Source organism: Klebsiella scottii (assembly GCF_036561945.1).
Classification (GTDB): Bacteria; Pseudomonadota; Gammaproteobacteria; order Enterobacterales; family Enterobacteriaceae; genus Klebsiella; species Klebsiella scottii.
In genome coordinates this window covers 185,831-200,310 of the sequence record NZ_JARXNI010000019.1, presented here as the reverse complement: position 1 = coordinate 200,310, position 14,480 = coordinate 185,831, and the positions used below count along the sequence as shown (strand labels likewise).

The following is a 14,480-nucleotide window of genomic DNA, read 5'->3' as shown; positions in this document are numbered from 1 at the left end:
ACTTATAATTAACAAAAAAATCCATTTTTTACTTTAAAAAAGTTTTTCGCCGGGTATTATCAGCCTTACACCCCATCCGACGCAGGAGTTGATATGTCTCATACACTGAAGAGGTCATTTTTTGAGTTTGAAGGTATGGAGGTAGGTTATTACAGCGGCGGAGAGGGAGAACCGCTCATGATGATTCACGGCTCCGGCCCGGGCGCATCCAGTCAGGGAAACTGGAGCCGGGTACTGGATGACCTGAGCCAGCGTTACCGCATCTATGCGATGGATCTGATTGGCTTTGGCATCAGCAGCCGCAAACCTGCGCCGCCCTATTTCGATTTCGGAATGTGGGTTCGCCAGGCTAAAGCGATGCTCGATTTAATCGACGCACCGCAAATCGGCGTTATTGGTCATTCTCTGTCGGCGGCAATCGCCCTGCAGCTGGCATCAGCCGATCGGCGAATTTCCGCAGTGTTAACCACCGGCGCCATTGGTGCCCCTTTTTCCGTATCCGACGCAACCAGACGTATATGGCGCTGCCCGGAAAATCGAGTCGAATTAGTGGCGGCACTTAGCACATTAATTCATGATACATCCATTATTGACGATGACTATATTGCTGCACGTGAGCCGGTTGTTTTTGCCCAAGGCTATGCCGATTACTTTAACAGCATGTTTTCCGGCGATCCACGGCAATATGTAGAACAAACGACGCTGAGTGAACAAACATTGTCGGCAATTAATTGTCCGGTAATCATGCTGCATGGCCGCGAAGATGTTCCATTCCCGCCGGAAACTTCTGAAGTGCTGGCAAAAAAGATAAAACAGGCCGATCTTTATATTCTTCATGGATGCTCGCATTCGGTAGCGTTTGAACGAAGCCGCTCCTTTTTGTCAGCGGTAAATCAGCTTTTTAGTTAATCCTTTTTCTTTTACCCGAGGTCGCTATCACGGATTATATTATTACGGGTTAATACTACATCTGGAAACATGCCGCCTTTTATTTCGAAAACGCCATTAAATCTGGGGGGATACATCTGTCCCTGTGTTTTGTGAAACGAGGAAACAATAATGAACTGGCTGTCTCAATATAAAAATACACCTGCATCTTTACGTTTAACCTGTTTTATTACATCGATAATATTTTCAGTATTAATGACCTCGCCAGCCAGAGCGGAAGAGGATCGCCTGGTGGGGCTTATCCCCGCAATAACAGCAGCAAAGCCATTTAAACTGGCGGTGACGGTAGTACACCTTAATGATGACTTTTATAAAGGTATCATTTACGGCATTACCGATGAAGCCAAACGGACTGGGGTGAATGTCGTGCAGGTTTCCGTAGCCGGTGCTTACGGCAACGTCCGTGAACAGTTTGCTCAGCTTGAAGCCTTTAAAAGCATTGGCGCCGACGTCGCCGTATTGGCCCCAGCCGCCTATAACGGTTTCGATCCCATAATCAAATCCCTTAAAGACGCGGGCATTAAGGTCGCTTCGGTCGGTATCCCGGTTGACAGCAAGAACATCGATTTTGGTGTGCTTCAGGATGACACCTATATTGGAAAACTGATGGCCGATGCGGTGTGTAAAGCCGCTGCAAAACCGAAAAAAGTGGCGATGATCCCGGGCCCGGCCGGTGCCGAGTGGGTGCGTCTACGCTACGAGGGCTTTAAAGCTGAAGCGCAGAAATGCACCAGCCCGGTTTCAGTGATTGATTCGGCATTCGGCGGCGGCATTGATTTGCAGGAAGGGCTGGCCAAAGCGTCCGACCTGATGCTGCGTAACCCGGATATTAACTTCATTTATACCCCGCAGATTACCCTTGGCATGGGGGCCGTTCAGGCGATACGCCAGCAGCATCGCGATGCTGCCGTGGTCAGCTCCGCAATGGTGAAACGGGCGGTGCCAATGATTGAGGATGGCAAAATGCTGGCGGTGGTTTCCGAACCGGGAATCATCATGGGTCGCCTGATCGTGCAGTACGCCATTCGCGAAATGGAAAATAAACCCCTGCCCAATCTGGCCCCTGCTGGCGCCGACGGTCTGAGCTACGCCCACTATAACGTGCCGAATAAAGTGTTGGACAAGAGCAACGTAGCGACACATCCCTTTGAAACCTATGAAATTGCACCGGCGGACTGGAAAGTCCCGGCGATGCAGTAACGCGACCAGAGGGAAGTACGGATGCACAATGTAGAGACCACCACGAGTCCGAATTATCCCCTGTTGCGTATCAGCGGATTGTCCAGGCGATTTGGCGCAACCCAGGCGCTGAACAATGTCTCGGTTCAGTTTGCCGCCGGAGAAATCCACTGCTTATTGGGTGAAAACGGCGCCGGAAAATCAACCATCGGAAAAATCATCAGCGGGCTCTATCCCGCTGATGAGGGAAGTATCTGGTATGACGAACAGCGGGTAGCCTTCAACAGCTCCCGGGAAGCACGGCACGCAGGTATCGTCATGGTTTATCAGGAGCTGTCTCTGGCACCGAGTCTATCCGTACGCGCCAACCTGTGGCTGGGAGCGGAGCAAGGAAAAACGCTCCTCTCGCTCACTCGTCGCGCTCAGGAGAAGACCAGGGTAATAGAAGTCCTGACCCAGCTTGGTCTGGACGACATCGATATGGAAAGCGCGGTTGGCCATTTTCCGGTCGCGATTCAGCAACTGATTGAAATCGGCAAATCGCTGATGTCGCAACCTCGGGTCATTATTTTTGATGAGCCGACCGCCATGCTCGGCGCCGTTGAAAAAGAGATGTTCTTCAGCGTCCTGCGACGACTGCGTGAAACCGGCATCGCGTCGATACTGGTCACGCATCATATCGATGATGTACTCGCCGTCAGCGACCGCGTCACCATTATGCGCAACGGCCAGGTGGTGGATGCCTTTCAGGTAAGCCCGGAGGTAACGGCAGATTTCATCGTCTCGCGGCTGACGGGCAAAGCGCCGGGTAGCCACCGCGTGGAGAACAAGAGGGAGCAGAATTTCCTTCCCCTGCTCGACTTTGAAAATCTGCCGGTCAGCGGCGGCGGTAACAGGGTCTTCAGCTTAGGGAAAGGCGAAATACTGGGGATCTACGGCGTCGTCGGTTGCGGTGGCGACGTGCTGGTGCAAAACCTGGTGGGCTTTATCCCCACACCGCATGACGCCTCGTCTCGTTTCCGGCTGGATGGCTATGAATGGCGTCCCAAAAACGTGGTGGATGCGCTGAAAAACGGCGTGGCGTGGCTACCTGCGGGTCGGGCCAGTAATGGCGTTTATCCCACGCTGTCGATTGCTGAAAATCTGATGATGACGCAGTTGAAGGCCTTCAGCATAGCGGGATTCATCCGCTCCCGTCAGGCTGATGCCAGCGCCGATAAGATTCTCAAAGCCTGCGGGGTTAAGTTCGCCGACAAGCACGATTTACTGACCAGCCTGAGCGGCGGCAATCAGCAGAAGGTATTGCTGGCGAGGGCGATGGCAAGCGCAAAGAAAGTGCTGGTGCTGGAGGAACCCACTGCTGGGGTGGATATCGATGCCAAATACGAAATCCATCAACGCATTCGGGCGCTGGCGAACAGCGGTGTCTCGGTGATCCTGCTTTCCAGTGATTTAGCCGAAACAATGTCCCTGTGCGATACGGTCTGGACTCTGTTTCACGGCTGCGTGGTGAACACTTATCGCACGCCGGACGAGCACGACAAGGCATCAATTATTGCCGATGTGGTGGGGCAAGAAGCATCCGATGATGGCCCCAATGAATCAAGCGTTAGCCTGAAGCAGGAGTGGATGTGATGAATACAAGCAGAGATGTCAGCCTGACAGGCCCACAGAAACCGGCGATAAAACGTAAATTCTCGATGTCCGACTGGATGCTGCCGCTGCTGGTGGTCGTTGTTGCGATTGTTACGGGGATTATTCAACCGCGGTTTTTATCGCTGAGTAACGGCATTAACCTGGCCTGCCAGCTCGCGCCGTTGTTAATACTCTCTCTGGGACAGGCTGTGGCGGTGATACGAGGAGGACTCGATCTTTCGCTCTCTTCCGCCATGTCGCTGGCAGGAGTGGCCGGGGTCATGGTGATGAATCACGCCGGCATTCCCGCCGGACTGCTGGTGATGGTGCTGGTGGGTTCCCTAACCGGCGCGGCGTCAGGCGTGCTGATCTCCTTTTTTAATACTTCGCCTCTGGTGATCACGCTGGGTATGCTCTCAGTCGCTCAGGCGTTTGCGCTGATCCTTTCCGGCGGGGTGCCAATATATGACGTTCCCGCCGTTTATATTGACGCGGTAGGTTACGGCACGCTGCTGGGGATACCGGTGATGGTATGGATTGCCGTTGCGCTGACAGCAGCTATTGGCGTACTCCTGAAATACACCCTGTTTGGCCGCTACGTTTACGCCATGGGTTCTAACGTCTCCGCCGCGTCCAAATCCGGCATTAATGTCCGCCTTAATACGGTGCTGGTTTATATGGTCAGCGGCTTCTGCGCGGGTATCGGCGCCATTATCCTCACCGCCTGGACCAGTTCCGCCCAGCCGATTGCGGCAGCGAATCTGACGCTGCAATCGCTGGCAGCCGTAGTACTTGGCGGCGTAGCGCTCACCGGCGGAGCCGGAAATTTGCGCCAGGTGATTACCGGCGTGGTGGTCCTGACGCTGCTTTCCAACGTCATGAACATGGTCGGCGTATCGGCATATTACCAGACGCTTGCTGTCGGCGTGGTCATTATTCTGGCGGTAGTCCTTGACCGATTTCGCCGTCGCGAATCGTACTGATATTCATCGCCAGTATTTATTAGAAATAGGTTGAGCATTCTTACCGTTATTTATCCTGCTATAAGGAGTGTTGCTATGTCTAAAAACGTTATATATATCAATCCTGAAAATGCCAGCCCGGCGCAGGGGCTCTACTCTAACCTGACCAAAGTCCGCGCAGGCGATCTCTATTATATCTCAGGACAGCTTGCGGTCGGTTATGACGGCAACGTGGTCGGGAAAGGCGATTTCGATGCGCAGTTTTCACAGGTATTTAAAAATCTCGGAGATGTGCTCAGCGCCGTCAATTGCGATTTTAATGATGTGGTAAAGTTCAATACCTATCTGGTGGCGTCGCAGCACATCGAAAACTTCATGAAAAATCGTGAAGCGCTTTTTCCCAGCCTGTTCGCAACCTCCGACTATGCGCCCAATACCCTGCTGGTGGTCGACCGTCTGGTGAAAGAAGAGTTTCTGATTGAAGTGGAAGCCGTCGCCCGCGCACGCGATTAATTACAGGACTGCAGGAAAGGTTAATTATGAAGCTAGTAACTTATGTCTATTCAGACAGTAAGAGAATTGGCGTTATTAATCACGCTGGAAATATTATCGACGTCAGCGACATTGTAAACTCCAATGATATGAATGTGCTTATCGAGCATTTTTCGGAAATAGAGAACAGCTTAAAATTATGCTGTGAAGGCGCAGGCAAAAACGCGGTGCCCATTGACGCCGTGCGTCTGCTGGCGCCAATCCCGGCCACGCGGCGAAATATTTTCTGTGTGGGCAAAAACTACTATGCGCACGCTGAGGAGTTCGGTAACAGCGGCTATGACTCCAGCGCGGCGGCGGGCAACGTACCGGCGAATCCTATCATCTTCAGCAAACCGACCACTTCCATCTGTGGCCCTGATGACGCCATCGACAGCACGCTGGATCCGTACAACACCATCGATTATGAAGCAGAGCTGGCAGTGGTGCTGGGTAAAAAGGGACGGATTGCGCAGGACGAGGACCCCATGTCCTTCGTCTTCGGCTATACCCTGGTGAATGACGTCACTTCTCGCCACTTGCAGAAACTGCACAGCCAGTGGCTGCTGGGAAAAGGAATTGATGGGTTTTGCCCGATGGGGCCGGTTCTGGTCACCGCCGATGAGTTTGGCCTCCCCGGTAGCCAGACGATCTCCTGCCATGTGAATGGTGAACTGCGCCAGCAAGCGTCCGTTTCCGATCTGATTTTTGATATCCCGCGATTAATTAAAACCATCGGTCAGAATATTACCCTGCTGCCCGGGGACGTCATCGCCACCGGGACTCCCGCAGGCGTGGGTCTAGGATTTACGCCGCCCCGTTATCTTGTCCGCGGCGATAGCGTGACGGTTTCCATGAATGAAATTGGGCAGTTAACCAATACCATTATCTGATAAAAAGAAGGAAGTCCTTATGGCTAAGATTGTCAGTGCAATCAGCATGTCCCACGTTCCCGGTGCATTAGGCTGGGCCGATGCGCCTTCCCCTGAACAACGCCAGCGGCTGGCGGAAATTCATGCCAGATTAAAACAGTGTATCGATGAAACTAAGCCCAATCTGATCATTGCCTTTTTAGACGATCACTTTGAGAACAATTTTCGTAATTTAATGCCGACATTAGGCGTACCCGTCAGTGATGCGAATATCGGCCCAGCCGAATATATGATGGAAGCGCTGAAATTTGATAAACAGCACAGTATTGCCAGCAACGCTGAAATTGCACAACTGCTCCTGGAAAAGCTGATCCACGGCGGATTTGAAGCCACCCGGATGGGGCCGATTGAATACGGTAATAACCTTATGATGCCGCTGGTATTTATTAATCCGGAATTCAATATCCCGGTCGTTCCGGTATATATCAACGTCTTCTCTCCACCGCTAATGCCCTATTCACGCGCCTACGATCTCGGTCTGAAAGTGCGTGAAATCATCGACGCTCTGCCGGATGAGTTCCGCGTGCACTTTCTCGCCACCGGGGGACTGTCGCACTGGCCTCCGGTCTGGACGGAAGGTGCGCCGGAAGGCGATGAGCTGCTGCAGCGTATGAAGGTCTACCAGACCATCGGCAAAGAGGCCCTGATAAACGACCCGACGCTCTATACCGATTTCGCTCAGTATGAAATTGAAATGATGAGCAAAATGGAATGGCCGCTGGGTAACAGCCACCCGTTGGTCAACGAAGAGTGGGACCGCGAAATGCTGGAACATTTCGAAGCCGGTGACGTCAGCTACATGCGCGCGCTGACCTACGACGAAGTGGAAGATCGCGGCGGCCACGGTGGCCATGAGGCCCTGAACTGGGTGGCGCTAATGGGAGCAATGAAAGGGGCCCGTCCGGACTATGTTGCCTATGAATCGGTACCGGAGTGGATCACCGGCATGAGCTATCTGACCTATCCAGGCCAGAAATAAGAGGAAGCGTGATGGCAAGAATCGCAATTGTAGGCGCCGGCATGGGTGGTCTGGCCTTTGCTTCGGTCATGAGAAACGGTCAGCACCAGGTGACTATATATGAACAGGCCAGTGAACTGGCCGAGCTGGGTGCGGGTATCTCCTTATGGGCTAACGGCACGCGCTTGTTTGAAGAGATGGGCATCGCCGCGCAGATGGCGGCACGATCCTGTGAAACGGAGATGGCGTTCTTCAGAAATGAGGACGGCAGCGTGGCCGGATCTCAACCGTTGGCGCGGGAGAACTGGTATCGGAATGAGTATGGCTATCCCTATTACGGGGCATTCCGCACCCATCTTCAGTCGGCGTTGCTCGATGTGATTGGCAAACAGACCATTCGGCTGAACAAACAGCTGGTACGGCTGGAAGAGGCAGACGATGAAATCATATTACATTGGGCGGATGGCTCAAGGGACAGCGCCGATTTAGTGGTGGGCGCAGACGGCATTAAGTCGGTCGTACGGCAGTATGTCAGCCCCGACGCGTCACCGGTGTTTACCGGCAACAGCGCGTTTCGCGGGCTGGCGAAAACAGCCGATCTCGATCTGCTGCCGGAGCCGCGCTCCTTTACCGACTGGATGGGTAACGGCATGCACGTGCTGAATTTTCCTGTTGGCAAAAATTTCGAATACCAGACCATTGTGGTGTTTATGGATGGGCCGGAAAAATGGCAGGACGAATCGTGGCGTGTCCCGGCAGATGCGAAGAGTGTTCGCAGCCATTTTACCGGCTGGCACCCTGCCGTCGGCCAGCTGCTGGAACACGTTAATCTGGCAGAGCGCTGGGGCATGTTTCAGGTTAGCCAGATGTCCTCCTGGTATCGCGGGCGGGCGGTGCTGATTGGCGATGCGGCTCACGGAATGATGCCGCACCACGGACAGGGCGCGATCTCCTCTTTTGAGGATGCGGTAGCCCTGGCGCATATCCTCAATGATAGCGCCACGACATCGATTGCTGGCGGGCTTGAACGCTATGAGCAAGAGCGCAAAGGGCGTGGCGAGAAAATTCAGCAATCCTCCAGGCGGCTTAATGATTGCCTTCACCTTCCGGCCGGACAGGATCGCACCAGGCGTAATGCGGTACTCAATAGCCTGCAACAGCATTTCTCCTGGCTGCACAGCTATAAAATTGGCGTTTAACCGCTGAGCTGGGCAGGCATCGGCCTGCTCAGAATCGCCTTTTTTGGCACGATGGCGGTGCGAAGCGACGCCATTCCCGAGCGTCCTGGCAGGCTGACTTTAAAATAATCCATTGCATATCATTATCTTGACGGAAGCTTATTCGCAAGAGGCACGGTTATTGCCTGATTAAGCCATGGGCCAATAAACATCGCATTCTTTTACAGGTATCAGCATGCTCAACACATCGGTAGTACTGTCGGTAGGAATCGAAGACAAGGTGTCGCCCACCCGCACGTTGATGTTTGCTCTACAGCACCTGCTGGCGTTGACCGGGATATGGGTCTTCCCGGTCATCATTGGCGCCTCGCTGAATCTCAGCAACCAGCAGACCGGCACCATCGTACAGGCCTGCTTTTTTACGACCGGTATCGTCACCATTTTGCAATCGGGCCGTTTTCTGCGCCTTCCGGTCGTGCAGGGCCCGACGGCCGCCTTTATGGTCGCCGTGTTGGGATCGGCGCATAGCGTTGGGCTGGGCACCGCTTTTGGATCGATGTTTGTGGCGGCTTTAATCTTCGCAGTACTCTCCATGCCGCTGAAGCGGCTAGGGATCACCGGCCTGCTGATTCGCTATATATCTCCTCCTATCGTTTTTGGCTCCCTTCTGGTGATTATTGGCGCGCAGCTCGCCAGCATCGGTCCTGCTGGCTGGTTCAGCACCGCCAGCGGCGGAACTCTGGGCACCAGCTTTATCGCCGCTCTGGCGACGGTTCTCGCGATTATTGGCTGCATGGTGTTTGGCCGCCATGATCTGATAAAACGCGGTGCGCTGCTGTGGGGGATCGTCGTTGGCGTGGTGGTGTTTAAGCTGCTGACGACGTGGCATCTACCCGATCTCGCCAACGCGCCGCTTGTCGCGTTACCGCACTTCTTCGCTTTCGGATTCGGCGTGTCGCTGCCGGTGGTTTTGCTAATGATGCTGGCTTTTCTGCAGGCCTCAGCGGAAGCGATGGGCATGTATTCACTGCTGGCCGACTGGGGCGGTCAAACGCTGACGACCCAGCGAATTAATCGCGGGCTGTTTACCGAGTTTATCGGCTGCGCCATTGGCGCGGCGGCAGGCGGTTTGGGCACGACGTCGTACCCGGAAAATGTTGGCATTATCCGCGTCTCGGGCGTTGCCAGCCGTTTTGTCACATTGGCTGCCGGGGTTCTCTCGCTGCTTATCGGGTTACTGCCGCCGGTTGGCTTATTGCTGGCGTCGCTTCCTCAACCCGTACTTTCTGCCGCCTCCTCCATTCTGTTTGGCATCATAACCCTGAGCGGGATCCAGATAATGGCGCGAATTCACTGGGATGAACTGAACCTCGCAGTGGCAGCACCAGCCTTCATTCTCTCCATGGGGAGTATGTATCTACCGCCAGAGGTGCTGAATCTGCTTCCCGACGCCCTGAAGGGCATTGTGGCGCAGCCGATGATTGTTGGCATCATCCTGCTGATTTTCCTCAACCTCATTATCAATGTATTTGTGCGCGGCTTACGCAAGCCCGCGCTTGAAGAGGAGACGCTTTAATGATGGGAAAAGTGACGTGGGCTATTGATCCTGCTCGTACCGCGCTGATTGTGGTGGATATGCAAAAGGTGTTTTGCGTCGAAGGCGAAGGGCTATATGTTCCTGAGACCGCGAATATTATCGAAAACATTCAGGCCCTCAGCAGCCTGATGCGGCAGCGCAAAATGCCGGTGATCTATCTGCGCCATGTGGTACGGGGAGACGGCGAAGATACCGGGCGGATGCTTGATTTCTACCCTAACGTTAATGAACTATTGGGACGCGGTAATCCGGCGGTTGAAATCATTGATGCGCTCACCCCCAGGCCAGGCGACATTGTGGTTGATAAGCTTTTTTACAGCGGTTTTCACAACACTGACCTGGATGCGATTTTACGAATGAAGGATATCGACACCCTGATTGTCTGCGGCACGGTGACCAACGTCTGCTGCGAAACCACCATTCGCGATGGCGTGCATCGGGAATACAAAATGATAGCCCTGAGCGATGCAAATGCTGCAATGCCCTATCCTGATATGGGGTTTGGTGAAGTGAGCGCAGCAGAGGTTCAGCGTATCTCCCTGAGCGCTATGGCCTATGAATTTGCCGAGGTTACCGACACTCCCGATATCATGGCGCGTATTCAACTAGTTGGCTAAGCCCTTTCGCCTGTAGCCCCCTGCCGGGCAGGGGGTTGCGTAAAGCTTCAGCTAGAGCCGACGATGCAGTCCACTTGTGCATCGCAAGTCCCCTCTTCCGCTTTCCCAACGTCGGGCCGTTTACGCCGACGGGCGCCGTCAGGATTCGGTCAGCGCCAGATGCAGGCGGTCGGTCAGCGGCTTCAGCAGATAGTTCATCAGCGAACGCTCGCCGGTGCGGATAAACCCTTCAACCGGCATGCCGGGTCGAATCGTTAATCCCTGCAGCTTGTCCATCCCCTCCTGCGTGACCTTAACGCGGAGCGCGTAATAGGGCTTCCCGGTTTGTTCATCGACCAGGCGGTCCGCGCCGACCATCGTGACCTCCCCCGCCACGCGCGGCGTGGTGCTTTGATCGAAGGCTGAAAATAGCAGCTCCACCGGCAGGGCCTGATGCACCTTATCGATCAGCTCGACCGGCACGCGGGCTTCGACCTCCATCGGCGAATCCTCCGGCACGATCTCCATCAGCTGCTGCCCGGCCTGAATAACGCCGCCCTCGGTAAATACCGCCATGCCGACCACCGTTCCCGCCACCGGTGCCTTAATCTGCGTATCCTGCAGATCGGCCTGCGCTTTCTCCAGCTGGTTTTTCAGCGCGGCGATCTGCGCCTGGCCGTCCGCCAGCTGGGTATTCACCTCTTTACTGTACTCATCCCGACGCTGCTGCGCCTGCAGCCGCAGCTCGATAGCCTGCCGCTGCAGCCGCCCGATGCTGCCGTGGGTTTGTGAAATCTCCCCCTCCACGCTGGCAAGCTCCCCCTCCATCGACAGCAGCTGATTACGCGCCACGTAGCCCTTCGCGGCCAGCCCCCGGATGCCGGAGAGCTGCTCGTTGAGCAGACGCTTTTGCTGCTGCTTGCTGCTCAGTAAAGACTGCATGCCGCTGAGCAGCGCCTGGGTACCGGCCACGCCTTCATCAATGGCCGCCAGCTCGCTGCGCAGGGCGGCGCGGCGGTTGATTAACAGCTGACGCTGCAGCGCCAGCTGCTCCACCACCTCCGGTTCATCCCTGACCGCCGCCAGATCGGGCAGCAGCACGATTTCGCTCTCACCCGTTCGTTCCGCCGCCCAGCGCGCCATTTGCAGCTGCAGGCTGCGCAGCTGGCTTTGCAGCGCGTCGCGTCGGGTTTGCGTAGTCACGGTATTCATCACCACCAGCACCTGACCTGCCTGCACCTTCTCGCCGTCGTGAACGCGCAGCTGCGCAATCACCCCGCCGCCGGGATGCTGTACCGCTTTACGGTTTCCCGTCACCACCACGCTGCCGGAAACCGGCACGCCGCGGTCGAGCGGCGCGAAGCTGGCCCAGCAGAGAAACCCGCCGAATCCGACGATCACCAGCCATAATCCCCAGCGTAAATAGGCGCGTTCGCTGAACGACCCTTCATACCAGGCCAGCTGTTCGGGCTGCGTCAGCGCTCTCATAATTTACCCTCAGCGCGTACCCGCGGCTGCACCGCGGTATAGCCCACGTTAAAACCGCCGTGCCGGCCCGCGCCGATCGGCGTCACCGCGCCGGAGGTCGGCGCGCCGGCCATGCCCGGCAGCTTTTTCAACACCTCGGCGCTCGGGCCTTCGTGCTGCATTCTGCCGGCGGCCAGCACCAGCAGACGATCGGTAATCGCCAGAATAGCCGGTTTGTGCGTCACCAGAACCACGCTTTTCCCTTTCTCTTTCAGGGTCAGAATCGCCTGCTGCAGCGCCGCTTCGCCCTCTTTATCAAGGTTGGCGTTCGGCTCGTCCAGCACCACCAGGGCCGGTAAACCATAGAGCGCGCGGGCGAGCGCCACCCGCTGACGCTGACCGCCCGACAGACCGCTGCCGCCTTCGCCAAGCACCGTGTCATAGCCCTGCGGCAGGCGTAAAATCAGCGCGTGGATACCGGCCATCTGCGCGGCCAGCACCACGCTATCGGCATCCACCTCGCCAAAACGGGCGATGTTTTCCGCCAGCGTTCCGGCAAACAGCTGGATATCCTGCGGCAGATAGCCGATATGCGGACCCAGCGCCGTTTTATCCCACTGATGGATTTCAGCATCGTCCAGCCGCACGCTGCCGGATAGCGGTTTCTGCACGCCGACCAGCTGCTTCATCAGCTGCGTTTTACCCGAACCGGATGCGCCAATCACCCCCAGAACGGTGCCGGCAGCCAGCGAAAACTGCAGCTGCATCAATATGGGCTGACGGCCTCCCGGCGCCGTAATCGTCAGCTGCTCAACGCGTAAATGTCCCTGCGGCGCGGGCAGCGGTAAACGCTCGGGCTGCGGCGGATTCGCGGCCAGCAGCACCTGCAGCCGCTGCCAGGCTTCGCGGGCCGCCAGCCACTGCTTCCAGCTGCCGATCAGCTGATCGATAGGCCCCAGCACGCGGCCAATCAGGATCGAGCCGGCGATCATCATGCCGGAGGTGATATCGCCGTTGACCGCCAGCAGCGCGCCGCAGCCGAGCATCAGCGACTGCAGAGCCAGCCGCAGCGTACGCGTCAGGGAGGTGATCAGCGCCATTCTCTCGCTACCGCGACTTTGCAAATGTAAAAACTCTGCGTGCTGGCAGCGCCAGCGCTGACGCAGGGTTTGCAGCATCCCCATCGCTTCTATCGCTTCGGCCTGCCGCAGCTGGCCGTTGGCCCGCTGGCTGGCGTGGAGCGCTACCTTTCCCGCCCGCTCCAGCAGCGGCTGGCTTAAGCGCAGATTGAGCCAGGCCAGCGCCAACAGCAGCGCCGCGCCGAGGGTCGCCAGAACGCCAAGCCACGGATGCAGCAGATAAACCACCAGCAGATAGAGGGGAAACCAGGGGGCGTCAAAAAAGGCGAACAGCGCGCTGCCGGTCGCGAACTGCCGTAAACTGGTGAGATCGTTTAACGCCTGGCCTGCCAGAACATTACCCGTTTTCAGGTTGGTGCCAAACGCGGCGTCAAAAACCCGCGCGTTGAGACGCATATCCAGCTGCGCGCCGAGGCGGATGACCAGCCCGCTGCGCACCCATTCCATCAGGCCAAGAAACAGCAGCAGCCCGACGATCATCAAGGTCAGCATCGTCAGCGTCATAAGGTTGCCGGACGGCAGAACGCGATCGTAGACCTGCAGCATATACAGCGCCGGGGAAAGCATCAGAATATTGATCGCGGCGGTGAACAGCGCCACGCACCAGAAGCCGCGCCGGCAGGTCGCTAACGCCGCCAGGATCTCCTGCCGTCCCGCCTGAGGCACCTGAGTTTCGCTCATTCTTTCTCCTGCCTGAACCGTTTCCCCGCCGCAGCGGGGAAACGGTAGGGTTATGCCGCCAGCAGGTCCGTATGGTCTGCGGTTGCCGATGAGCCCACGACCGCCGCGATCTGATCGAAGGTCGAATCGATGCTCAGGTTGTACTGGTCGAGGATGCCGTTCAGCGCGGTTTCCAGCGCGCTGGTATCGCCGGACATCAGGCCATAAACCACCTCATGCACGATGCCGTCATGACCTTCGGACTGCGCGCTGCTCAGGCCCAGTCCGCTGAAGCTAACGTCCAGCGCCTGGATGTTGTACGGCGAAGAGCTGCCGCCCTGCAGGCCGTCGCCGAACGACAGGCCGTCAAGGGAGCCGTACAGCGTGTGCGCCGGGTCGGCAAACAGGGTATAGGTTAAGTTTCCTTCCGCCACGAATGAGGTGATGTTATTCGCGGTACTGGTGATAGCGTACTGGCTTCCTGACAGCGCACCGCCGTAGAAGCCGCCAGAGTTGCTATCGTCCACGTTACCGTTGGTATGGTTAACGTCACCAAACGTGGCTGACCATTCAGCCAGATAATCATGAATGCTATAGCTGCCTACAGAGCTGTCGTAATCCACTGAAAATGCCATATTGGTCTCCTGATATTACAGATATCGCGGCCTTTTTACGTGCAGAGCACGCCCGAACTGCGC

At 56.2% G+C, this 14,480-nt stretch carries 13 protein-coding genes; 10 read left to right on the top strand and 3 right to left on the bottom strand.

What is annotated here, in order from left to right; translation table 11 throughout:
- Window positions 1-93: 93 nt before the first annotated feature.
- The 10 genes from QFI97_RS04695 to QFI97_RS04650 all read left to right on the top strand — a co-directional run bounded on the left by QFI97_RS04695 (window position 94) and on the right by QFI97_RS04650 (window position 10,537).
- Window positions 94-909 carry an alpha/beta fold hydrolase gene (locus QFI97_RS04695; RefSeq protein ID WP_346430638.1) on the top strand — a complete coding sequence of 272 codons (816 nt, stop codon included), beginning with the start codon at window positions 94-96 and terminating at the stop codon, window positions 907-909.
- 234 nt (window positions 910-1,143) lie between these two features.
- On the top strand, window positions 1,144-2,148 hold the full coding sequence (locus QFI97_RS04690; RefSeq protein WP_223261776.1) for a substrate-binding domain-containing protein: 1,005 nt from the start codon (window positions 1,144-1,146) through the stop codon (window positions 2,146-2,148).
- A 21-nt stretch (window positions 2,149-2,169) separates the two neighbouring features.
- A complete protein-coding gene (locus QFI97_RS04685; RefSeq protein ID WP_346430637.1) occupies window positions 2,170-3,762 on the top strand; it encodes a sugar ABC transporter ATP-binding protein in 1,593 nt (530 codons plus the stop codon).
- Window positions 3,762-4,745: an ABC transporter permease gene (locus QFI97_RS04680; protein ID WP_346430636.1), complete on the top strand. Its 984-nt coding sequence runs from the start codon at window positions 3,762-3,764 to the stop codon at window positions 4,743-4,745. The genes QFI97_RS04685 and QFI97_RS04680 overlap by 1 nt, the downstream gene beginning before the upstream one ends.
- 75 nt (window positions 4,746-4,820) lie before the next feature.
- A complete protein-coding gene (locus QFI97_RS04675) occupies window positions 4,821-5,237 on the top strand; it encodes a RidA family protein (protein WP_095099631.1) in 417 nt (138 codons plus the stop codon).
- Between the two features lie 26 nt (window positions 5,238-5,263).
- Window positions 5,264-6,148: a fumarylacetoacetate hydrolase family protein gene (locus QFI97_RS04670; RefSeq protein ID WP_331834914.1), complete on the top strand. Its 885-nt coding sequence runs from the start codon at window positions 5,264-5,266 to the stop codon at window positions 6,146-6,148.
- 19 nt (window positions 6,149-6,167) lie between these two features.
- A complete protein-coding gene (locus QFI97_RS04665; RefSeq protein ID WP_346430635.1) occupies window positions 6,168-7,166 on the top strand; it encodes a DODA-type extradiol aromatic ring-opening family dioxygenase in 999 nt (332 codons plus the stop codon).
- Between the two features lie 11 nt (window positions 7,167-7,177).
- Window positions 7,178-8,344 (top strand): FAD-dependent oxidoreductase, encoded by a 1,167-nt coding sequence (locus QFI97_RS04660; protein ID WP_331834916.1) that lies wholly within the window; start codon window positions 7,178-7,180, stop codon window positions 8,342-8,344.
- 214 nt (window positions 8,345-8,558) lie between these two features.
- The gene (locus tag QFI97_RS04655) at window positions 8,559-9,899 is read left to right on the top strand and encodes a uracil-xanthine permease family protein (RefSeq protein WP_346430634.1); all 1,341 of its coding nucleotides are present in this window, start codon (window positions 8,559-8,561) and stop codon (window positions 9,897-9,899) included.
- Complete coding sequence (locus QFI97_RS04650) at window positions 9,899-10,537, top strand: cysteine hydrolase family protein (protein ID WP_346430633.1); 639 nt, start codon at window positions 9,899-9,901, stop codon at window positions 10,535-10,537. Before QFI97_RS04655 ends, QFI97_RS04650 begins: the two co-directional genes overlap by 1 nt.
- A gap of 138 nt (window positions 10,538-10,675) precedes the next feature.
- On the opposite strand, the gene QFI97_RS04645 is transcribed toward QFI97_RS04650, so the two are convergent.
- The 3 genes from QFI97_RS04645 to QFI97_RS04635 are packed head-to-tail and all read right to left on the bottom strand — an operon-like array spanning window position 10,676 to window position 14,417.
- Window positions 10,676-12,004, bottom strand: a complete 1,329-nt coding sequence (locus QFI97_RS04645) for an HlyD family type I secretion periplasmic adaptor subunit (protein WP_346430632.1) — start codon at window positions 12,002-12,004, stop codon at window positions 10,676-10,678.
- Window positions 12,001-13,803, bottom strand: a complete 1,803-nt coding sequence (locus tag QFI97_RS04640) for a type I secretion system permease/ATPase (RefSeq protein WP_095099648.1) — start codon at window positions 13,801-13,803, stop codon at window positions 12,001-12,003. Before QFI97_RS04640 ends, QFI97_RS04645 begins: the two co-directional genes overlap by 4 nt.
- Before the next feature lie 50 nt (window positions 13,804-13,853).
- Window positions 13,854-14,417, bottom strand: a complete 564-nt coding sequence (locus tag QFI97_RS04635; protein ID WP_159237080.1) for a heme acquisition protein HasA — start codon at window positions 14,415-14,417, stop codon at window positions 13,854-13,856.
- Window positions 14,418-14,480: the final 63 nt, after the last annotated feature.